Source organism: Candidatus Ozemobacteraceae bacterium, from assembly GCA_035373905.1.
In the GTDB taxonomy this organism is placed as follows: Bacteria; Muiribacteriota; Ozemobacteria; order Ozemobacterales; family Ozemobacteraceae; genus MWAR01.
The window spans coordinates 75538-96577 of the sequence record DAOSOK010000009.1; the positions used below are offsets into that span (position 1 = coordinate 75538).

General features: G+C 62.6%; 17 protein-coding genes. 10 read left to right on the plus strand and 7 right to left on the minus strand.

What is annotated here, in order from left to right:
- The first annotated feature begins 87 nt into the window (after window positions 1-87).
- The 9 genes from PLU72_06200 (at window position 88) to PLU72_06240 (ending at window position 11291) form a co-directional block, all read left to right on the plus strand.
- Complete coding sequence (locus PLU72_06200) at window positions 88-1266, plus strand: BMP family ABC transporter substrate-binding protein (GenBank protein ID HOT27760.1); 1179 nt, start codon at window positions 88-90, stop codon at window positions 1264-1266.
- On the plus strand, window positions 1263-2795 hold the full coding sequence (locus PLU72_06205) for an ABC transporter ATP-binding protein (GenBank protein HOT27761.1): 1533 nt from the start codon (window positions 1263-1265) through the stop codon (window positions 2793-2795). Before PLU72_06200 ends, PLU72_06205 begins: the two co-directional genes overlap by 4 nt.
- 2 nt (window positions 2796-2797) lie before the next feature.
- Window positions 2798-3886: an ABC transporter permease gene (locus tag PLU72_06210; GenBank protein HOT27762.1), complete on the plus strand. Its 1089-nt coding sequence runs from the start codon at window positions 2798-2800 to the stop codon at window positions 3884-3886.
- Complete coding sequence (locus PLU72_06215) at window positions 3883-4806, plus strand: ABC transporter permease (GenBank protein HOT27763.1); 924 nt, start codon at window positions 3883-3885, stop codon at window positions 4804-4806. The genes PLU72_06210 and PLU72_06215 overlap by 4 nt, the downstream gene beginning before the upstream one ends.
- A 222-nt stretch (window positions 4807-5028) precedes the next feature.
- Window positions 5029-7053: a sodium:calcium symporter gene (locus PLU72_06220; protein HOT27764.1), complete on the plus strand. Its 2025-nt coding sequence runs from the start codon at window positions 5029-5031 to the stop codon at window positions 7051-7053.
- Between the two features lie 20 nt (window positions 7054-7073).
- Complete coding sequence (locus PLU72_06225; protein HOT27765.1) at window positions 7074-7517, plus strand: hypothetical protein; 444 nt, start codon at window positions 7074-7076, stop codon at window positions 7515-7517.
- 200 nt (window positions 7518-7717) lie between these two features.
- A complete protein-coding gene (locus PLU72_06230) occupies window positions 7718-9199 on the plus strand; it encodes a SpoIID/LytB domain-containing protein (GenBank protein HOT27766.1) in 1482 nt (493 codons plus the stop codon).
- Window positions 9196-10896: a DNA repair protein RecN gene (gene recN / locus PLU72_06235; protein HOT27767.1), complete on the plus strand. Its 1701-nt coding sequence runs from the start codon at window positions 9196-9198 to the stop codon at window positions 10894-10896. Before PLU72_06230 ends, recN begins: the two co-directional genes overlap by 4 nt.
- 113 nt (window positions 10897-11009) lie before the next feature.
- Window positions 11010-11291 carry an HU family DNA-binding protein gene (locus PLU72_06240; protein ID HOT27768.1) on the plus strand — a complete coding sequence of 94 codons (282 nt, stop codon included), beginning with the start codon at window positions 11010-11012 and terminating at the stop codon, window positions 11289-11291.
- A 55-nt stretch (window positions 11292-11346) separates the two neighbouring features.
- On the opposite strand, the gene PLU72_06245 is transcribed toward PLU72_06240, so the two are convergent.
- The 7 genes from PLU72_06245 to PLU72_06275 form a co-directional block, all read right to left on the minus strand.
- Window positions 11347-11742: a type II secretion system protein gene (locus PLU72_06245; GenBank protein HOT27769.1), complete on the minus strand. Its 396-nt coding sequence runs from the start codon at window positions 11740-11742 to the stop codon at window positions 11347-11349.
- Complete coding sequence (locus PLU72_06250) at window positions 11729-12115, minus strand: prepilin-type N-terminal cleavage/methylation domain-containing protein (protein ID HOT27770.1); 387 nt, start codon at window positions 12113-12115, stop codon at window positions 11729-11731. The genes PLU72_06245 and PLU72_06250 overlap by 14 nt, the downstream gene beginning before the upstream one ends.
- A complete protein-coding gene (locus tag PLU72_06255) occupies window positions 12112-13152 on the minus strand; it encodes an ATPase, T2SS/T4P/T4SS family (protein ID HOT27771.1) in 1041 nt (346 codons plus the stop codon). Before PLU72_06255 ends, PLU72_06250 begins: the two co-directional genes overlap by 4 nt.
- 7 nt (window positions 13153-13159) lie before the next feature.
- Window positions 13160-14221 (minus strand): ATPase, T2SS/T4P/T4SS family, encoded by a 1062-nt coding sequence (locus tag PLU72_06260; protein ID HOT27772.1) that lies wholly within the window; start codon window positions 14219-14221, stop codon window positions 13160-13162.
- Between the two features lie 84 nt (window positions 14222-14305).
- Window positions 14306-16480, minus strand: a complete 2175-nt coding sequence (locus PLU72_06265; GenBank protein HOT27773.1) for a HEAT repeat domain-containing protein — start codon at window positions 16478-16480, stop codon at window positions 14306-14308.
- Window positions 16477-17514, minus strand: coding sequence for a PilT/PilU family type 4a pilus ATPase (locus PLU72_06270; GenBank protein HOT27774.1), 1038 nt, complete (start codon window positions 17512-17514; stop codon window positions 16477-16479). Before PLU72_06270 ends, PLU72_06265 begins: the two co-directional genes overlap by 4 nt.
- Window positions 17515-17520: 6 nt before the next feature.
- Window positions 17521-18591, minus strand: coding sequence for a PilT/PilU family type 4a pilus ATPase (locus PLU72_06275; GenBank protein ID HOT27775.1), 1071 nt, complete (start codon window positions 18589-18591; stop codon window positions 17521-17523).
- 103 nt (window positions 18592-18694) lie between these two features.
- Here PLU72_06275 and PLU72_06280 point away from each other — a divergent pair, with 103 nt between their 5' ends.
- Window positions 18695-21022: a HEAT repeat domain-containing protein gene (locus PLU72_06280; GenBank protein ID HOT27776.1), complete on the plus strand. Its 2328-nt coding sequence runs from the start codon at window positions 18695-18697 to the stop codon at window positions 21020-21022.
- Window positions 21023-21040: the final 18 nt, after the last annotated feature.

Here is a 21040-nt window from a genome sequence, read left to right on the forward strand (position 1 = left end):
GTCACATTTCGCAGATGCGGGGTTGCATTTTGTCTTTTCGTGCGTGAGAATACCTGCGCAAACAGATATTGCACGGAGGATACCCACATGCGTCCCATACTTCGCTTCGTTGCTGCACTGGCCCTGTTCTGTCTCGTCGTCCCCGCGGCCATGGCCCAGGATTCCCAGGCTCCGCAGGCCGCCGGGAAGAAGATCAAGGCCGGCTTCGTCTACGTCGGGCCGGTCGGCGATTTCGGCTGGACGAACGCCCATGATATCGCCCGACAGCAGATGCTGAAGATCTTCCCCTGGCTCGAGACGACGTTCGTCGAATCCGTCGCCGAAGCCGACTCGGCGCGCGTGATCGACCGTCTCGTCAACGAGGAGAAGTGCGACGTCATCTTCACCACCAGTTTCGGCTACATGAACGACACCGCCGCGGCCGCCGCGCGGTATCCGGACCGCACGTTCATGCACTGCTCGGGCTACAAGCGCGGCCCGAACCTCGGAACGTATTTTGCTGAATTATATCAGGCGTATTATTTGAACGGTCTCATGGCCGGCGCTCTCACGAAGAGCGGCAAGCTCGGCTACGTCGCGGCGCACCCCATTCCCGAGGTCGTCCGGCACATCAACGCCTTCGCTCTCGGCGCGCGCGAGGCGAATCCCAACGCCCGCGTCCAGGTGAAGTGGCTGTTTTCCTGGTATGATCCGGCCAAGGCCCGCGAGGCGGCGGAAGCTCTCGTGGCGGAAGGCTGCGACGCGCTCGCCTTTTCCGAAGACTCGCCGGCGGTCATCCAGGTGGGCGAAGAGCACACCCAGAAGGGAAAGCCCGTCTTCACGTTCTCCCATTACAGCCCGATGCAGAAGTTCGGCGAGCATTCGGTCGTCTCCGGCCAGCTCGTCGACTGGAGCGTGATGTACGAGACGATTCTCAGCTCGATGTATACCGGCACCTGGAAGCCGAACGATCTCTGGTGGCTTCTGAAAGAAGGCGCCTGCAAGATCGGCGGCGCGGAAGGCGTGCAGGTGAACCCCGCGTTCGTCGAACCGCTCAAGGCGGTCGCGATCACCGACCCGGTGATCGGCGCCACAAATATATATGACCTTGTATTGAAAAGAATCGCCCAGATGAGCGAGCCGACGGTGCTGTTCGACCCCTTCACCGGCCCGATCAAGGACCAGGCCGGAACCCTCCGGATCAAAGCCGGCGAGCGGGCGTCGCACGACACCCTCTGGGCCATCGACTGGTTCGTCGAAGGCGTCGACGCGACCCTGCCGAAGTGAGCGCCTCCCACCAGCGCCTCGAGATGCTCGGCATCTCGAAGCGCTTCGGTTCGACCCAGGCGAATTATCTCGTCAACCTCTCCGTCTCGGCGGGCGAGGTCGTCGGTCTGCTCGGCGAGAACGGCGCCGGCAAGAGCACCCTGATGAACATCCTGTATGGCCTTCACCGGCCTGACGCGGGGGCCATCTTCCTCGACGGGGTCCAGATCGACGTCTCCTCTCCGGCCGCCGCGCGGGCGTTCGGCATCGGCATGGTCCATCAGCATTTCATGCTCGTCCAGAACCATACCGTCGCGGAAAACATCGCGCTCGCCCTCTCCGAAGCCCCCGCCTGGAACCCCGTTCCCTACGCCCGCGCGAAGATCGAGGAGTTCGGCGGCCGGTACGGCCTGAAGATCGATCCCGGCGCGAGGGTCAGCGACCTTTCCGCCGGCGAGCAGCAGCGCGTCGAACTGCTCAAGGCGCTGATGAGCGGAGCGAAATGGCTCGTTCTCGACGAACCGACCTCGGTCCTCACCCCCCGCGAAGCAGACGAGCTGTTCGTGCTCCTGAAGCGGATGACGGGCGAAGGCCACGGGATCATCTTCATCAGCCACAAGCTCGACGAGGTGCTCGCGATCACCGACCGGGTCGTCGTCCTGCGCCACGGCCGGCCGGCCGGCGAGTGCCGGACGAAAGACGCCGACCAGGCATCCCTCGCCCGGCTGATGATCGGCCGCCAGATCGACAAACCGTCGATCTCGAACCTGACGGTACCAGGAGAAGCGGTTCTCGACGTCAGGAGGCTGAGCGCGGCTGGCAGTCGCGGCCCCCTCACGGTAAACGATGCGAGCTTTGTCGTGCGCGGCGGCGAGATCATCGGCATCGCGGGGATATCAGGAAACGGCCAGCGCGAACTTCTCGAGACGATCGCCGGGATGAGGCCCGCGACCGCGGGAACGGTCAGCCTCTGCGGCGTCGATATCACCGACCACGATGTCCGCACCAGGACGGCCGCGGGCCTTGCGTTCGTTCCCGAAGACCGGCTTCACACCGGGACGGTTCCCTCATTCAGTCTCACCGACAATGCGATTCTCCGGGACGCTCACCGGGATCTGTTTTCCCGGAACGGCTTCCTCGATACCGCCAAAGCTCGCGAGCGTTCGGAGAGGCTCATCTCCGAATACGAGGTGGCGGCTCCCGGCCCCGACACGCCGTTGCGAAACCTTTCGGGCGGCAATATCCAGAAGTTCCTTCTCGGCCGCGAGTTGGACGCATCGCCCAAGCTCCTGCTGGCGGCACATCCGACGTACGGCGTGGATATCGCTGCGGCGGCCGTCATCCATCGCGTCATACTCGAGCGAAAAGCCGCCGGCGCCGCGATCCTCCTCGTGTCCGAAGATCTCGACGAACTCCTGGCCCTCTCCGACAAAATCGGCGTGATGTTCCGCGGTGAGCTTCGCGCCATGTTCCCCCGCGAGAAGGCAACGCGCGAGCGTATCGGCCTTCTCATGGGCGGCGCGCCTGCCACACCGGAGGAAGTGCCGTGATCATGTGGAAATGGCGCCTCGAGTCGGTTTCCACCCCGTCGTCGGTGCGCGTCGGGGCGACGATGGTCCTCTCCATCCTCGCCGGCCTGTCGCTGGGCTGTCTGCTGTTCCTGGTAATGGGCGTCTCACCGCTTGCCGCCATGGTAAAAATGGCTTCCGGCTCCTTCGGAAGCTGGTATGGGTTCAAGGAAACCGTGACGAAGGCCGTCCCGCTCACCCTGATCGGCGCCGGGCTCGCGATCTGTTTCCGAGCCCGTATCTGGAACATCGGCGCCGAAGGCCAGCTTCTGTTCGGCGCGATCGCGGCCACATGGGTCGGTCTGGGGCTCGGGCATCACCTTCCCGGCTGGCTCGGCATCGCGGCGATGTTCGCGGCCGGAGCGCTCGCCGGGGGAATCTGGGCGGCGGTTCCCGCGTTCATGCGCGTCAGGTGGGGAGTGAACGAGGCGGTCAGCTCGCTGTTGCTCAATTACGTCGCCGCCGAGTTCGTCCAGTTCCTCATCTACGGGCCCTGGAAAGGCAAGACCCAGTTCGGGTTCCCCTACTCCGACGACCTGCCGAACGCGCTCTGGCTGCCGACGTTTTACGGTTCCCGCCTGTCGTGGCTCCCGCTCGTTCTCGCCGGGGCGGTCGTGGTCCTTCTCACCGTTCTCTCGGCGAAGACCCGATTCGGATACGACGTTCGCGTCGTCGGCGAAAATCCGGAAGCGGCCGCCTATGCCGGGATTCCCTTCGGGCGGACGGTGTTTGCGATCATGGTCCTGAGCGGCGCGCTCGCCGGCATCGCCGGTGCGACCGAGATCGCCGGCGTCCATCACCATCTGACGTACCCATGGTCCATTTCCTCCGGCTACGGCTTCACGGCTATCCTGACGGCGTTCCTCGCCCGCCTGAATCCAGCATGGACCTGGCTTTCCGCCATTCTCTTCGGCGGTCTGCTCGTGGGCGGCGACGTCATCCAGACGTCTCTCGGCCTCCCTTTCGCCACCGTGAACATTTTCAACGGCCTCGTCCTGATCGCCATCCTGGCCGGAGAGTTCATGATCGGCCACCGATTCGTCCGCATCCAGCACACCGGAGACTCCCGATGACGGAACTCATCGCATCGATCGTCAGTCGCAGCATCGCCGCGAGCACCCCTCTGCTGATCGGCACCCTGGGCGAGATCCTCGCCGAGCGCGCCGGCGTCATGAATCTCGGCGTCGAAGGAATGATGGCCTTCGGCGCCGTCGCGGGCTTCGCCGTCGCCCTCCATACGAAAAGCGCCTGGCTCGGCCTGCTCGCCGCCATTCTTGCGGGAGCTCTTCTGGCACTCATCCACGCGATCCTCACGGTGAAACTGCGGGCGAACCAGGTCGTTTCCGGCCTCGCGCTGACGACGCTCGGTCTCGGCCTCAGCGGCCTGATCGGCCGAAAACTCATCGGGAAACCGCTTCAAGCCAAGTTTTCCGCTCTCGACATTCCGTTGCTCAGCGACCTTCCCGTCGTCGGGAAGGCGTTGTTCGGCCACGACATCCTCGTCTACGCCACGCTCCTCGCGACGATTCTTCTCTGGTTTTTCCTTTATCGCACGAAATACGGTCTCGCCGTCCGCTCGGCGGGCGAAAATCCCCTTGCAACCGAAACGATGAGCATCGACGTCGTTCTGCTTCGCATCCTGTTCGTCGTCATCGGCGGGGCGTTCGCCGGAGCGGCGGGCGGGTATCTCTCGCTCGCCTACATCCCGGCCTGGATCGAAGGGATGACGGCCGGCCGCGGCTGGATCGTCATCGCCCTGACGATGTTCTCCCTGTGGGACCCGATCCGGGCGCTCGCCGGTTCGCTGCTGTTCGGCGGCCTTTTCGTCGGCCAGTATTTCCTGCAGCCGTACGGCATCTCGCCGAACCTCCTGATGATGCTTCCTTACCTGGCGACCCTCGCGGCTCTCGTCCAGGGCGCGACCGCGTCGAAAACCCGGGGCCGCTCTGCCCCGGCCTCGCTCGGCGTTCCCTACGAGCGGGGGGAACGGTAAAAACGGCCGGGAGGGTTGCGCGTCGCCGGGAAGTTGTGTAGGATTCCTGCGCGCAGGGTTCACGTACACCAGAAGCGGATGGTTCCGGTTTGAGAGGACGCGCTCGCGCGGCTCGTTGTCGGACATCCCTCGTATGAGGACTCACCCGAACGCGGTCGGTACACCGAGCGGTTCGGTCTGTGCGCCCAGAGATTTTCATCCGACGACAGGAGCCTCAGGACAATGCCGCAGAGAGAAAAATCGAAACAACCGCCTGCCGACCATCTCAGAACCGAGGGCGGAGAAAAACAACCCCATCGCGAACACTGGGGGTCGAGAGTCGGTCTGATTCTCGCGATGGCGGGAAACGCCGTCGGTCTCGGCAACTTCCTCCGGTTCCCCGCCAAGGCGGCGGCAAACGGCGGCGGCGCGTTCATGATTCCCTACTTCATCGCGTTCCTGATTCTCGGCATTCCCCTGATGTGGGTCGAGTGGGGCATCGGCCGCTACGGCGGCTCGATCGGCCACGGCACGATGCCCGGCGTCATGCATCGCATCGTGAAAAAGCCTCTCGCCAAGTATCTCGGCGTGCTCAGCATCATTCTCGGCCTTCTGACGGCCGTCTATTACTGCTATATCGAGTCTTGGACGCTGTCGTTCAGCTACTTTTCCGTGGCAGGCCGGTATAACGACATCCCAGGCGCCGACATGTCGGAAAAACGCGTCGAAATGGGTCGCTTTTTCAAGGAGTATCTCGGCATCCAGGAAAAGGTGAAGTTGTCGACGACCGCCACGTCCCGCGACATCGCCGCGGTGACGGAGTGCATGAACGCCTCCGAGGTAACGTCGGAGCTGAAATACGATCCCAAGCGGGACGGCGAGTGGAACGCCTTCGACCCGACCCTCGATCGTTCGAAACGGCCCTTCGTCGAGGCGACGCTCAAAAACAAGTATTTCACGAATGGTAGTACAGCATATATATTTTTCATCATAACGATCCTGATTAATTTCTATTTCCTGTATCGAGGGCTGTCCGGTGGTATCGAGCGGCTCGGAAAGATCGGCATGCCGATCCTGTTCGTCTTCGCGATCATTCTCGCCATGCGCGTTCTGACGATGGGGCGGCCGGAGGGATGCAACTGGAGCGTCCTCGACGGGATGAACTTTCTCTGGGTGCCGAAGTTCGACCAACTCGGCCAGGCATCCGTCTGGCTCGCCGCCGCCGGGCAGATCTTCTTCACGCTGTCGCTCGGCCAGGGCGCGATCCAGGCCTACGCCAGCTACCTGTCGAACAAAGACGACGTCGTCCTGACCGGCCTTTCGACGGCCTCGCTCAACGAGTTCGCCGAGGTCGTCCTGGGCGGTTCGATCGCGATTCCGGCCGCCGTCGCGTTCTTCGGCCCCGCCGTCACGACCGACATCGCCCGTTCCGGCGCGTTCGATCTCGGCTTCCAGTGCATGCCGCTGATCTTCACGAAGATCACGATGGGCTGGTTCTTCGGCGCCCTCTGGTTCGGGCTTCTCTTCATCGCCGGCATCACCTCCTCCGTCGCTCTGCTGACGCCGCCGATCACCTTCCTGAAGGACGAGATGAAATTTTCGCATCCGAAGGCCGTCGTCACGGTCACGGCCCTCACCGTCACCTTCGCGCACGCCTGCGTCTTCTTCTTCGACAGGGGCCTCGTCGACGAACTCGACTACTGGGTGGGCACGCTCGGCCTCGTCGTCTACGCACTGCTCGAGATCATCGTCTTCCTGTGGATCTTCGGCGGCGAGAACGCCTGGAAGGAAATCCACAAGGGCTGCGACATGAAGATCCCGCGGATATTCTATTATATCATGCGTTATATCACTCCGCTGTACATCGGCGCGCTCCTGTTCGTCTGGGGCATACAGGACGGATGGGGCATCCTGGTGATGCAGAACGTCCCTGTCGAGAACCGCCCGTATATCTGGGCCTGCCGGGTCGGCATGCTGGCCGTCACGGCGTTCTTCCTCCACCTGATCTGGAAGAGGTTCAGGGACGAGGACAACGACTCGTATTGGCTGCCCACAGCGATCTGGGGCTATCCGCTCCTCGTGCTGATCGCCACGTATCCCGGCCTGCTCGGCATCGACACGAACGGCCTCCTCCTGCTTGTCATTTCATGGACAGCCGTTCTGAGCCTCAGCGTCTACACCATCTACCGGATGTGCACCGTTCCGCCGAAGCGCAACGACGATTTTCCGGATGATGTCGATGCCGTGGCCGACAAGACCGCGGGCTGATCTCCCGAAGCGACGATTTCATGCCCTTCTCGAAAGCCGACCGGGAGAAACTGCTTGCCCTCTTCGAAAGCGAGGAGGGCCGGCAGGACACCCAGCTTCTCCTGCAGAACGCCGGGAAGATTCTCGGTGACGACGCATTCGTGACCGAACTCCTGCTCACGACCTGGCAGGAGCGACTCATGAGCGAGATCGCGAATGCCCAGGAGACCTGGTTCTCCGCTCTGGGCTGGTGGCTCGCGCGCGTCCTCATCTGGACGTCGCTCGCCGCCGCCCTGATCGGCGTCTACATCGGTGGCTCACGCGTCGCTGACCCGCTCACGTGGGCGCTGCTCGGGGCGGCCGGGTATTACGCCGCCGTCCAGCTCCTCGCCCCCTTCCGCCTCCGCAAGGAGCGGCGGCATCTCGAAGCGGCTCTCGCAGCCCGCCGCGAAGCCCTCGCTGAGATCATTCAGAAATATCGGTGACGACGCCGGGACGGGGTTCGGATTCTTCTGCCTTTTCTGGCCGGTATTTCCGCGGCGGTCGCCCTCGCAGCTGAGCGCGCCTGATCCGGTATCCAACGTTCGACGTGCAGAGGCGGTTGAAAACCTGAAAACCGGCGAGCTTGCCCTGCTGCACGGAATGGGGTATTGACCCCGGGAATGCGCTGCGGTACACTGGATTCATGCGTGTTTTCCGTTTCGCCTCTTTTCTCCTGGCGGTCATTCTCTTCGCCTCCCTTGCACATCCCGTCGAGGCGGCCACGCCGTGGAAGCGCCAGATGCGGATCGGCCTGTATCACCTGGGCGTGCCGCGCCAGTTCCAGGTGACCTCGGCCGACGGCCCGCTCGAGGTCTACGACCCGTTCAGCCGGACCGTTCTTCTCGCTGGTCCCGCATCGTCGGCGACCGTCATCTGCCTGAACGGCCACATGCAGGTCTCGATGCCCATGCACGGCAGCGTCGCCGCCCCGTATCCCCTCGTGTTTTCCTCCCTCGGCCGCCGGAAGCCGGCCCTTCATATCTCCACGCCGCCGTATCGCGGAGAAACCTACCGGGGTTCGCTCGCCGTGGCCCCCTGGCGCGACCGCCTGTTCGCCGTCAACCTCGTCGATCTCGAAGAGTATCTCCGCTCCGTCGTCCCGGCCGAAATCGGCGGAAAGGCCCCGACGTCAGCGCTCGAAGCCCAGGCCGTCGCGGCCCGCTCGTATGCCCTCCGGAACCACCGCCGGCACGCCCCCAACGGCTTCGACCTCTGCGACGAGGTCCACTGCCAGGTCTACCGCGGCCTGCGCACCGAATCCGTTCCGTCGGGCCAGGCCGTCCAGCGAACGGCCGGCTGGGTACTCACCCACGGAGCCTACCTCGCCAACACCGTGTATCACGCGAACTGCGGCGGCCACCTTGCCTCATCGCAGGACGTCTGGAAAGGCGCCCCCGTTCCCTATCTCACCGGACATCCCGACCGCATCGGCAGTCACGGGTTCTTCTGCGCTCCAGAGGAACAGAAGTCCGCCCCCGATTCGAAATCCCCCGCTGCAAAACCGGGCAAGACCGCCCCTGCAGCGGCTTCGAGCCACACCAGGAACCCGACGGAAAAGGCCGTTCGCCTCTCAACCGCAATGACCGGCCATCTCGCGCGCCACCCGAGCCGCGGTCACCGTGTCGGCCTTTGCCAGGACGGTGCGATCGGCATGGCAAAGGCCGGCTACAACGGCGCCGCCATCCTGAACTTTTACTACCCCGGGACGAACCTCTGCGTGATCTCGTCCAATCTCCAGCTCGCGCAGATGACGACAACCCCCTCTGCCCCATCCGCTCCTCCCGCCGCTCCCAGGTTCGGCTCGGGGGAAACACGGTCGACAACGGCTGTCCGCAGGGCCACGCCGGCCAGGCACCAGCCCACGGAGCGCATCGCCAGGACCCCGGCGGCATCTTCCGAACCGAACGCCTTTTCCCTGAATCTCCGGAAGTGGTTCTGGACAGCATTGTCGCCCCACGCTTCGCCCTCCGACACGAAGATCGCCTCTGCCCCTCTCCCGAAAGCCGACCGGAAGAAAATCTCCGGCGAACCGAAGAAAAAAATCCTCCTCTCCTCGGCCATCCGCACCCCGAAAGGCGGCGGCAGGAGCTCGAGCAAATCCACACGCAGGAACGCACGCCGATGATCTCCGAACTCCAACTCGAACACTTCCTCTTCATGCCGGACGCCCATATCGAGTTCACGCCCGGCCTCAACGTCATCACCGGCGAAACGGGCGCCGGCAAGAGCATCCTGCTCGAAGCCGTCAAGCTCATCCTCGGGAAAAAAGCCCGCAGCGGCCTTGTCCTTCCCGGCAGGCCGTCCGCCCGCCTTCAGGCCCGCTTCGACCTGTCCGGCGAGCCGGCCCTCAAGAGCCGGCTCGCCGACGCCGGGCTTCTGAACGACGACGATCCCGACACGCTGCTGATCTCACGCACCTTCAAGGCGGAGGGCAGCGACAAGCTCCTGATCAACGGCATCATGACGACGTCGGCGGCCCTGCGCGACCTGGGCGGTCTGTTGATGGAGATCCACGGCCAGAACGAGCACCAGACCCTGCTCGTCCCCGAGGTCCAGCGGCACCTGCTCGACCGGATGGGCGGCGACGCGCATCAGAAGCTGCTGACCGTCCTCTCCTCGGCATATACCGAGCACGAGCGCATCCGACGCGAGCTCGAGCATCTCGAGCAGCGTCTGGAATCTGGCGCCGCGAGGCTCGACCAGGTGAACGCCGCCCTCCAGGACCTCGAGGCTCTCCGGCTGACCGACCCGGCCGAAGAGGAGCAGCTCAAGGAGGAGTGTCACAAGCTCGCGCACGCCGAACAGCTGTCTGAATCTATAGCTGACGTTATCCATGCTCTCGAGGGCGACGACGAGGAGAGTGGCGCGCTCAGGAGCCTCCATCGGGCCCGGGAAGCCGCCGTGAAGGCGGGAGGAATCGATCCCCGGCTCATGCCCTTCGCCGAGAGGCTCGAAGCCCTGTATTATGAAGCAAGTGATATAGAAAGCAGTTTCCGTCGCGAAGCGGACGTCGAATACGATCCGAAGCGACTCTCCCTCGTTCAATCCCGCCTCTCCGCCTTCCAGCAGGCGTGCCGTCGTCACCGCACAGATTTCACAGGGCTATTCGGCCTGATCGAGAGCATGAAACGCGAAGTCGCCGAACTCACCGCGCCGGACTCGACCCGGAACAGGCTGAAGCATGCCCTCACAGAGGCCGCGACCCACTTGGCGAAAGCCGCCGGCGATGTGACGAAAGCCCGGAAAGCGATTGCCGCCCGTCTCGAAAAGCAGGTTTCAACGGTCATGGAGCAGCTCGGGTTCAATGCCGCCCGCTTTACCATCGAGATGAAGCCCGTTCAGATCGGGCCGGCCGGCCAGGAGAGCATCGAGTTTCTCGTCGCGCTCAATCCAGGCGCTCCAGGCGGCCCGCTCCGCAAGATCGCCTCTGGGGGCGAGTTGTCCCGCGTCGCGCTCGCGCTCAAGCAGGTCCTCGCCGAAGGCGACGACCTGCCGACCCTGTTGTTCGACGAGATCGACGCAGGGATCGGCGGCACAACGGCAGAAGCGGTCGCCGAAAGTCTCGAGCGGCTTTCGCGAAAGAAGCAGGTGGTGCTGGTGACGCACCTTCACCAGATCGCCAAGGAGGCGGACAGGCACTTCACGGTCACCAAGCAGGTGGTCGGAGGCGAGACCGTCGTCAGGATCGGGGAGGTTCGCAAATCCGAGCGCGAGGCAGAGATCGCCCGAATGCTCGGCCGCACGGGAGCCGAAGGCCTAGCCTTCGCGAAGGCCCTTTTGCGCCGAGAACAGGCTCCCAAAGCGGATGCGCGGGCCTCATAGCGGGGAAAAGGTGAATTTTCCTCATTTTTTTTTGCCGTACCCCTTGCGCATACCGTAAAAAATATGTTACAAGATTAGCACCATCACATCATTCTGATCGAGGAGGTTCCCCCGTGAACAAGCAGGATCTCTTGAAGACCGTCGCTAAGAAGGCCGCCATCACCAACGTCGAATCCGAAGCCGTCCTGAAGGCTTTTGTTGATTCCGTCAAAGACACCCTGAAGAAGGGTGACAAGGTTCAGCTGGTCGGCTTCGGTTCCTTCGTGACCGTGAAGCGCGCGGCTCGCAAGGGTGTCAACCCCAAGACCAAGAAGGCCATCAATATCCCGGCCAAGCCCGTTGCCAAGTTCGTCCCCGGCAAGGAGCTGAAGGACCAGGTCAACAAGGGTAAATAATCACCTTTATAAAAACAGGGCACCGTTCCGGTGCCCTGTTTTTATATTTCGCGAATTATTTGAATCGTTCGTATGGAATTCCGCCCACAGACGTGCCACGACTCGACGAGCGGACCTCGAATAGGCCGTCGCGACTCAGCACCGTCCAGTCGGCGTTTCCCGTCATGGGATCTCTGTAGATCCGCCGCAGAAACCGCCGCCCTTCCCCGTCGCGGCATAGTTCGTCGAGGGTAAGCGGTTGGCGGCCGTTCGCCGCCGCGAAGCGTTCCGCCGCACGGCGGAACTCCCCGAGGGCGAACCGCAGTTCATCCTCTTTTGCCCGCCGAGCCTCGTTGTTCGCCCGAGGCAAAATGAGCGACAGGGAAAAACCCAGGATGAGAAGGACGACGGTCAGCGACAGCAAGGCGACGCCCCGCCTTTCCCCCTTCCCGCGCAGGTCACCACGCGGCATAGGCGCTCCCGTCGCTCGATGCCCCGGTCGCGCCGGAGCGGATGTCGAACACGTCGGCAAGGCCGTCTTCGGAGGGGATCGTTTTCCACGTATCGGTCTTTCCCGTGATGGGATCGGCGGGGATCGAGCGAATGTATCCATCCCGGACGAGGGCGTCGAGACCTTCCGGCCAGGCGCCGCGGTCGCGATAATACTGGTCGAGCACCTTGCGCATGACGTGCAGATCCTCTTTCAGCGCGATCTCGCGGGTTTTCTGGATCGTCGAGCCGTACATGGGGGCAACGGTGAAATACAGAATGCCGATGATGGCGACGACCACGCTCATCTCGATGAGCGTGAAACCGCGCGCCCGCTTTCTCAGACAGCATCTCATGCGCTCTTCACCCCGCGGTACATCGCCATGAACGCTTCGATGACCTCCTTGGGCATGCCGTCCCGAACGAGACCCCCGGCGCTCTGCTCGAACGTGATGCTGCCTTCTCCGGCACTTCGCATGTTCGGTTCAATCTGATTGACGCGCCCCTTCTGGAGAATGCCGCTGATGGTGGAGTTCGACACGAGCAATTCGTGAATCGGCTTGAGTTGTTTCTGCCCTGGATGCAGAAGAAGCGCCTGGGAACAGACGCCGAGCAGCCCGTTGGCCAGAACGTTGCCGATATAGGAACGATCGCTTTCCGGGAAGGCAAACAGAATTTTTTCGAGCGTGTTCTGGACGCCGAGCGTCTGCATCGACAGAATGACCAGGTGCCCCCCCGCGAGATAGTCCAAAATGCCGCGGTACGGCAGTTCGCGCTTGAGATCGCCGATCACGAGGGCATCCACATCCATCCGCTTGGCGAAGGTGAGGCCGGATTCGATGGACTGGAGATCCTTTCCAAACTGTCGCTGGGTGATGCGGGCCTTCTTCGACTCGAACGAAAACTCGATGGGATCTTCGATCAGCAGGATATGCGCGGGTCGCGTCTGATTGATTCTTTCGACGAACGCCCCGAGCGAGGTCGAGATCCCGGATCGGCATGGCCCCGCGAAGATGAACAGTCCCGCTTTCGCCTGGGTCAACGGTTCGAGAGCCGCCGGAATGCCTATGTCGGCGAAACTCGGAACGGCTTTCCGGATGAGCTTGACGATCGCCATCGTTTCCGACTGCGCCTGGAAGAGAATCAAACGGTAGTTGCAGGGCGGGTTTCCGAAGAAGTTGCCTTCGAATGAGCGCTGCTGAGCGAACTTCGTCTGATCGGCGGGCGTCAGACATTCCTTCACGATGCCGTTGATGTCCGCGCTCTGAACGGCAGGCATCGAGAGTTTGCGGAGAAACTTGTTCTGTCTGAAGAGCGGAGGGGAGCCGACTTTCAGATGAATCTCGGTTCCGCCCTGTTCCATGACCGTTGTCATCAGCTGTTTCAGTTCCATGACACCCTCACTTCCGCGTGAACCGGCCCGTCATCTCGTGCGGATCGTCTGCGTAGGCGATCGCCGTCTGGGGCGTTATCAGGTTTTTCTGGACCATCGAGGCCAGGTGGCGGTCGAAGGTCTGCATGCCGGAAGCGTTGTCCTGTTCCTGGATCGTCCGGAGCATGACGAGATTTTCGTTTCTGATCAGGGTCTTGACCTGGGGAGTGTTCACGAGAATGTCGAAGGCGGCGGTTCGTCCGTGGTTATCGAACTTCGGCACCAGCTTTTGGCCGATGACCATGGAAACGTGCGTCGCCAGCTTTCCCTTGAGACCATCCCGCTCGGCCGCCTGCCGCGAATAGATGATCCGCTCGAGAATCTGCGAACAGCTCCCGCCGTCGGTCGCACCGATGACCATGCAGCCCGACTCGCACAGGAACAGGGCCTCGTCGAGCGCGTCGCTGTAGTTGAGCGAATCGGTGACCACCACGTCGGGATCGAGCCGGTATGCGGCGGACAGCCCGCTGTAAAAGTTCGGCACGTCGAGCGGGATCGCGCGCTGAATGAAGGTGGACCGGTCATCCTTGAACTTGATCTCGACCGGGTTCTCGACGGTGATGATGTTCTTTTCGAAGTGCGTGTTGATGAAATCGAGAAGCGAGGCGATCGTCGTCGTCTTTCCGTGCCCCGACGGACTTCCGACGATGACGAGACCGGACGTCTTTGCCAGCGATTTCTTGATCGGATCCGGCAGTCCGAGTTCGGCGAATTTCGGCGGCGTCATGGGGATGACGCGAATGGAGAGGGCGAACTTGCCGCGGTCGAAAAAGACGGAAAAACGGTATCTGCCTTCGGTGCCGCGCTCCCATGCGTAGTTCACCTGACGATGCTTCCCGAGGATCTCCCGGGCGCGCGGAGAACTGGTGGCGAGGATGATCTTCTTCACGTCGTCTTCGGAAAATTCCGTGCCGACCATCTTCTGCAGAACGCCGTTCACCCGGATAAAGGGATTTTCACCGGGGTAGATGTGGAGATCGGACGCCTTGCTCGCGGCGATCTCGTTCAGGATCCTGTATAACGTTTCCATTCCAGAGACCTCTCTCGGTCGAATGTCGGATCAGTCGTTCTCCCCTATCGGCAGGAAGCGACGAAACGTACACGGTCCTTCCGGTCAATCTTCGAGTTTCTGCAGAAGCTCTTCGACGTTGCGGAATACGCGGCTGTCGGGGGGAAGGCTTTTCTTCAGCTCCTTGAGGAGCCTGAGCGCAGAGGCGTGCTCCCTGACCGCGTAATACGAGAGGGCAAGGTGGTAGCAGGACGACAGGTCGCGGGCGTTCTCGCGGATCGCCAGGTTCAGCGACTCGATCGCCTTCTGGTATTTCTTGAGGTGGAAGTAGGCAAGGCCCAGCGCGCCGTGAACCTGGCCAAGGGTTTTCCGGTCCTCGGCGGGGATGTGCTTGCGGATGCGCTCGTAGAGTTCGAGCAGGGGCGTCCACTGCTTCTTCCGGAAATAAATCTGTCCGAGCATCAGGGCCCCGGCGACATGGGACGGCGTTTTCTCCATGAGCGTCGTCAGGCAGGGCAACGCCTTGTCGGGCTCGTTCCGCTTGAAATGCACCTGCGCCAGGTTGTAGAGGGCTTCAGGATGCTGAGGGAAGGCGGCGGCGAACCGCTCGAAGAACGCCAGCGCATCGCCAAGCCGGCCGCTTTCCATGAGGGCAACGCCCTGGGAAAGAGAATCTAAACTTATCGATATATTCTGAGGCGCGCCGGGGGGCATGCCGAGGCCGGCGACGCCTTCCATATCTTTCGCGACTTCGACGGCGAGCGACTCGCGCAGGCGCGTCGAGTATTCGTCGACGTTCTTGATGAACGCTCCGATGTCTCCCGAGACGCGGATGAGGGGAAGGAGCTCGTCATCTCTCGTCTTCTCGCCAAGAAGGGACGCCAGCTCGGCGAAGACGGACAGGTCGCCATGGAGCAGCAGGGCGATGTAGAATTCGCGCATGTTTTCTTCGCTCGCGGCGCCGACGAACCGCTTGGCTTCGGCGATGGCCTCGCGGGCGTCGAGGTGGCCGAGGGCGGAGATCAGGCGCGGCAGGCCTTCCTCCGGCTCGGATTTGATCTTCTGCAAGATCAGCGGGACGCACGCGTTCGCATGACGCTCGACGAAGAAGGCGAGCATGCTTTCCCAGACCGGGGGGGCGGATTCGTCCTTGAACGCATCGAGCACCTGCTGAACGGGAAAGCCGGGCACCTTGCGGGCACAGTCGACGGCCTCGCGCCGCACCCACTGGTTCGGATCGCGAAGCAGAGGAACGATGCGGCTCTGGCCGACTTCGGTCTCAAGCGCGAGTACCGCCTTCAGGGCCATCTTGCGAACGACGTAGGCTTCGTCGGCAAGCAGGCGGTCGATGAGAGCGTCGCGGCCCTTGATGTGGACCCGTGACAGCACGTAAGCCGCCGAACGCCTGGTCGGGATGTCGGTGCTCGCGAGCATCGCATCCACTTCCTCGATCACTTTCGTCTCGTCGGCCTTTGCGAGCGCGATGCAGACGTTGGCGCGGACGCGGTTGTTCGGATGGGAAAAGAACTTTTTCAGCTTGCGACGCATTTCGAGCGCGGGAATCTTCAGCATCGCGATGGCCTCAACCGCATTCGCCTGGATGCGCGGATCGAACGACTCGAGGCCCTTCTCGAAGATGTGGAGCAGTTGCGGCTCCGCGAACGTGGCGAGGGAGGAGATCATGATGGCTTTCAGCCGCGGATCTCGGGCGATCTCGAACTGGCCGACCAGGGCCGGGATCGCTTCGGCTTCCTTGAGTCGCGACAGGATCTCGAGGACGTTGATGACGATCCATTCGTCGGGGTCGGAAAGAAGCCTGCAGAGGCTCTGCGCCACGTCTCGGCCGCCGATGCGGTAGAGCGCCCAGGCGGCCTCGTAGCGAACCATGCGGTCCTCGTCGCGGAGAAGTTCCATGAGCTTCTTGCCGGCCATGGGATCGCCGATCACGCCGAGCACGCGGACGATCTCCTCTTTGAAGGGGTGTTCGGGATCGTCGAGAAGTTCGAGGAGGCGCTGAACCGGCGTGCTGTCGCGCAGGTGGCCGAGGGCCGTGATCGGCTCGATCCGTTCGGGCCAGCCGTCGAGGGCGTTGCACATGACGTCGAGAACGGCCGGGTCGCCGATCTTGCCGAGCGCAAGAAGCGCCTCGGTCTTCAGCTCTTCGGCGGCGCCGGGACTCAGTACGGTCGCCGAGAGCCGCTCGGTCACGGGGCGAAACAGTCGTCGGGCGGCCTTGATGAAGCGGAAGGGTTCGATCTCGTGAAGGTCGGCCCCGGTCATTCCACGATCTCCTTGAGAATGGTGTTGATGATTTTCCCATCGACCCGTTCGTCGCGCATCAACTCGGCCAGGTTGTCGCGAAGGGTGACGCAGCCCTCCTTGCGGGCAAGCATCAGGGCCGAACGGAGCTGATTCGTCTTTTTTTCGCGGATCAGGTTGCGCATCGCCGAGTTGAGGATCATCAGTTCGTAGGCCATAATGCGCTCGTTCTTCGACCGGCCCGGGATCAGGATCTGGGAGATCGTGCCGAGCAGGGACATCGAGAGCTGGGTCCTGATTTCCTCGTGCCGGTGGCCCGGGAAGACGTTGATGATGCGGTCGACCGTCTGGACGGCGCCGACGGTGTGCAGGGTCGCGAGAACGAGGTGGCCGGTTTCTGCGGCGGTCAGCACCATCTCGATCGTGTCGATGTCGCGCATCTCGCCGACGAGAATGACGTCGGGATCCTCGCGGAGCGCATGCATCAGGGCGACCTGGTATCCTGACGTCATCGAGCCGATTTCGCGCTGGGTGAAGATCGAGCGCTTCGGCGCATGGATGAACTCGATCGGGTCCTCGATCGTGATGATGTGCCGCGAGCTGGCCTTGTTGATCTCATGCACGATCGCGGCGAGGGTGTGGGTCTTTCCCGAGTTGGCCGGGCCGGTGACGATGAACAGGCCGCGGGGCCGCTGGGCGATTTCCTTGAGCCGCACCGGCAGTTTGAGTCCGTCGATGCTCGGAACGCGGGTCGGAATGAACCGGAACGCCGCCGAGAGACAGCCGCGTTGCCGGAAGACGCAGACGCGCACTCTGACGCGGTCGCGGTACGCGATCATGAAGTTGGCTTCCATCGTCTCGCGCAGAAACTCCTGTTGGCGCGTATCCATCAACGGGAGAACGAGGTTCGGCATTTCCTGGTGCGCGAGGGGTTCCTCCGAGAGCGGCACGAGCCGGCCGCCGATGCGCAGCACGGGGGGGCTGCCGGCCTTGAGGTGCAGGTCGGAGGCCTTGCGCGCGAGAGCCGTGTCGAAATATCGGTGAATACGCAACATCCGGCTCTACTCCTTTCCGCCAAGCAGTTTGCGCAGGGCGGCGGGGTTGGGCGCCGCGGCCAGCGCGTCCTCGGCACGGACCTTGTTTTGCCTGACGAGCGAGGCGAGCGACATTTCCAGCGTCGTCATGCCGAACTCCGAACCGGTTTCGAGGAACGACGGGATCAGGTGGATCTTGCCCTCGCCGATCAGCGACCGGATCGCCGAGGTGTTGATCAGCACCTCGAACGCGGCGACCCGCCCGCCGTCGATCTTCGGCAGCAGCGTTTGGGAGACGACGCCGCGCAGGACCGTCGCGAGCTGGTGCAGGATCTGCCGTTGCTGGTTCTCGGGGAACACGTTGACGATGCGCTCGGCCGTCAGCACCGCCGACGTGGTGTGAAGCGTGGCCAGCACGAGTTTGCCGGTTTCGGCCGCGTTCAGGGTCAGCGCGATGGTTTTCGGTTCGCGCATCTCGCCGACGACAACGATGTCGGGATCCTGGCGGAGGACGGTCAGCAGGCCCTCGTAAAAGCCCAGGCAGTCGCTTCCGACCTGGCGCTGGTTGAAGATCGAGAGGCCGTCTTCGAACTGGTATTCGATCGGATCCTCTATGGTGACGATGTGCCGGCGCGCCTGGGCGTTCACGTAGCTGAGGTAGCTGGCCAGGGTGGAGGTCTTGCCGGCACCGGTCGGGCCGGTGATGAGAATCAGGCCGTTGGGCTGTTCGATGAGCTTCTGTGCCGCCAGCGGCAGGCCGATCTCGTCGAAGCTCATCACCTTGAAGGGAATCACGCGAAACACGGCGCCGACGCCGTTGATGTCGCGATAGAGATTCACCCGGAACCGGCAGACGCCTTCGAGGGAGTAGGCGAAATCCAGTTCGTTCGTTTCGGCGAACTGCTTCGCCTGCGCTTCCGTCAGGATCGCCTCAAGAACCCGGGCGAACTCGTTCTTGGTAAACCTCGCAGCGGCGAGATGCTCGATGACCCCGTCGACGCGGATGGCGGGCGCCTGACCGACCTTCAGGTGCAGATCCGAACCCCGGCGCTCGAACGTCAGTTTCAACAGTTCATACAGACTTGTTCCGGCACTCATATCCGAAGTATAGCACGAGTATCTCCGCGACTATGCAGGAAACGACCGCCATGATAAACTTTGCTCCGGTCGATCCCAAACCATTCATACCAGGACAAATCCGATGGCGAAGATCCAGCTCGAACAACTGCTCACCAGGCTCCGTCCCCTTCTCGCCACTCTGATCACCGGCTTCAAAACCGGCGAATACCGGCTTCGCAGGGAAGCGGCGATCGCGCTTTCCAAGTTCAAGTGCGAGCGCGCGACGAACTTTCTGCTCGAGAATTTCGAGAGCGACAACATCCAGGACTTCATGGCGCTCGCTCTCGGAAACATCGAAAGCTCCCGGGCCATCTCCCTGCTGATGCAGGCGCTCAACGACTCACAGCAGGAAGTCCGTTTCAACGCCGCCCAGGCGCTCGGCATGATCAAGAGCCCGGAAGCCTTCAACGTGCTGATGGAGTCCCTGAACGAGTACGCCGACACCAATATCTCCGGCGGCGCGGCCACGAGCGGCGGCGGGAAGATTTTCTTCGAAGAGGAAGCCATCATCTCAGCCATCAACGCTTTGGGCAAGATCAAGAACAATCTATCGACACCGCTCCTGAAACGCATTCTCGCCCAGGACAAGAGCCCCCGCATTCGCGCCTCGATCATCATGGCCCTCGGCATGATGTCGAACGAACGCATGCTCCCGATCTTTCAGGCGGCCCTCCGCGACGAGGATTCGCGGGTGCGGGCGAATGCGATCGAAGCAATCGAAGGTCTCAAATCGAGTTCTATTGTTGGAATTATACAACCATACCTCGACGACCCGAACAACCGCGTGCGGGCGAACGTGGCGAAGGCCATCTGGAAGTTCGGCGACTTCGACGTTTCCGACACCCTCATCCAGATGCTGACGCACGCCGACAAGCTGTATCGCGCCTCGGCCGCGTATGCGCTCGGCGAGATCCGCGACGTCCGCTTCATCCCGAAACTGGCCATGGCGCTTCGCGACGACGACGCCGACGTCCGGCGGAACGCGGCGAACGCCCTCAAGAAACTCCAGTCTCCCGACGCCGTCAAGTTGCTCACGCCGCTCCTGGACGACCCCAACTACGACGTGCGCGTACAGGTCGTCCAGGCGATCGTCCGCTGCTCCCCGTCGTCGATTCCCGAACTGCTCGTCCCGCGCCTCGAGAGCGAAGAGAACCCGATCGTCAAGGCGACTCTCATCAGCTGTATCGCGGAAACCTCCGATCAGCAGTATACCGAACTGCTGTTCAAGTTTCTCGAAGACCCCGACAGCCGCGTCGTCTCCAACACGATCGAGGCCCTTCAGAAACTCAATAAATCGGCCCCGCCCCAGAAGCTCACCACCCTTCTCAAGCGCCTGCTGTCTCACGAGGACAACCGCATCAAGACGAACGCCATCCGCGCCCTCTGGAGCTGGAACGAGTACAGCGTCCTCGACAACCTGCACCAGCTTCTGAACCACTCGGAACTCCGGCACCGCCAGTCGGCCATGTATGTCCTCGGCGAAATCGGAACGGCCCTCAGCAACGACCCGTCCGTCACCACATCGGCGAACACGCTCATCGCGGAGCTTCTGGAGCCGGGGGCCGCGGAATCGGCCGCCGCCGTTCCGGCCCAGCTCGCCGACCCCCCCGCGCCGGAAGCCCCGCCGACCGTTCAGCCGCAGGCAAAACCGGCGCCGGCAGCGGAGCCGGCCCCTGCCCCACCCCAGACGGAGACTCCGGTTTCCGAACCGCCCGCCGAAACCTTCGACCAGGAGCTGGAGCAGGCTGCGAACGCCGTCAATGCCCGCGAATTCGAACAGGCGCTGGCAATTTACACTTCGATCATCGAGGCCCAGCCCGACAACTTCAAGGCGATTCTCGGCCTGGCGAACCTGCAGTACATCCGGAAAAACTTTGCCGACGCCGCGCCCCTGTATGAAAAAGCGCTGGCCCAGCAGCCCAACCTGGTCAAGGCGCATTACAACCTCGGAACGATCGCCTACTTCCAGAAGGACTTCCAGAAGGCCCGCGATCATCTCGTCAAGGCCCTGACCCTGTATCCGAAACTCCTCGGCGCCTATCTGATCCTCGCCCAGATCTTCCAGTTCGGCGGCCGCACCGAAGAGAGCATCAAGCTCCTGACCAAGGCCGTCGAACTCTCGCCCCGCAACCCCGTGCTGTTCCAGAAGCTCGCGATGCTCCACCTTCACGCGCGCAACTTCGACCAGGCCACGGAAGTCCTCACCCGCGCGATCTCGCTTTCCCCGCTCGACATCGAGTCGAACCTGCTTCTCGCCTACTGTCTGCAGGCGACGTCACGGTCGGCCGAGGCGTTCAAGGCCTTCGACGCGACGCTCAAAGCCTGCGCCCAGTCGCCGAACCAGGACGAATCGCTCAAGGCTCTCATGCAGAGTTACCTGTTCGTGAAATCAACGCTCAAAGAGTCCTGACCATCCTCAAGGAGAGAT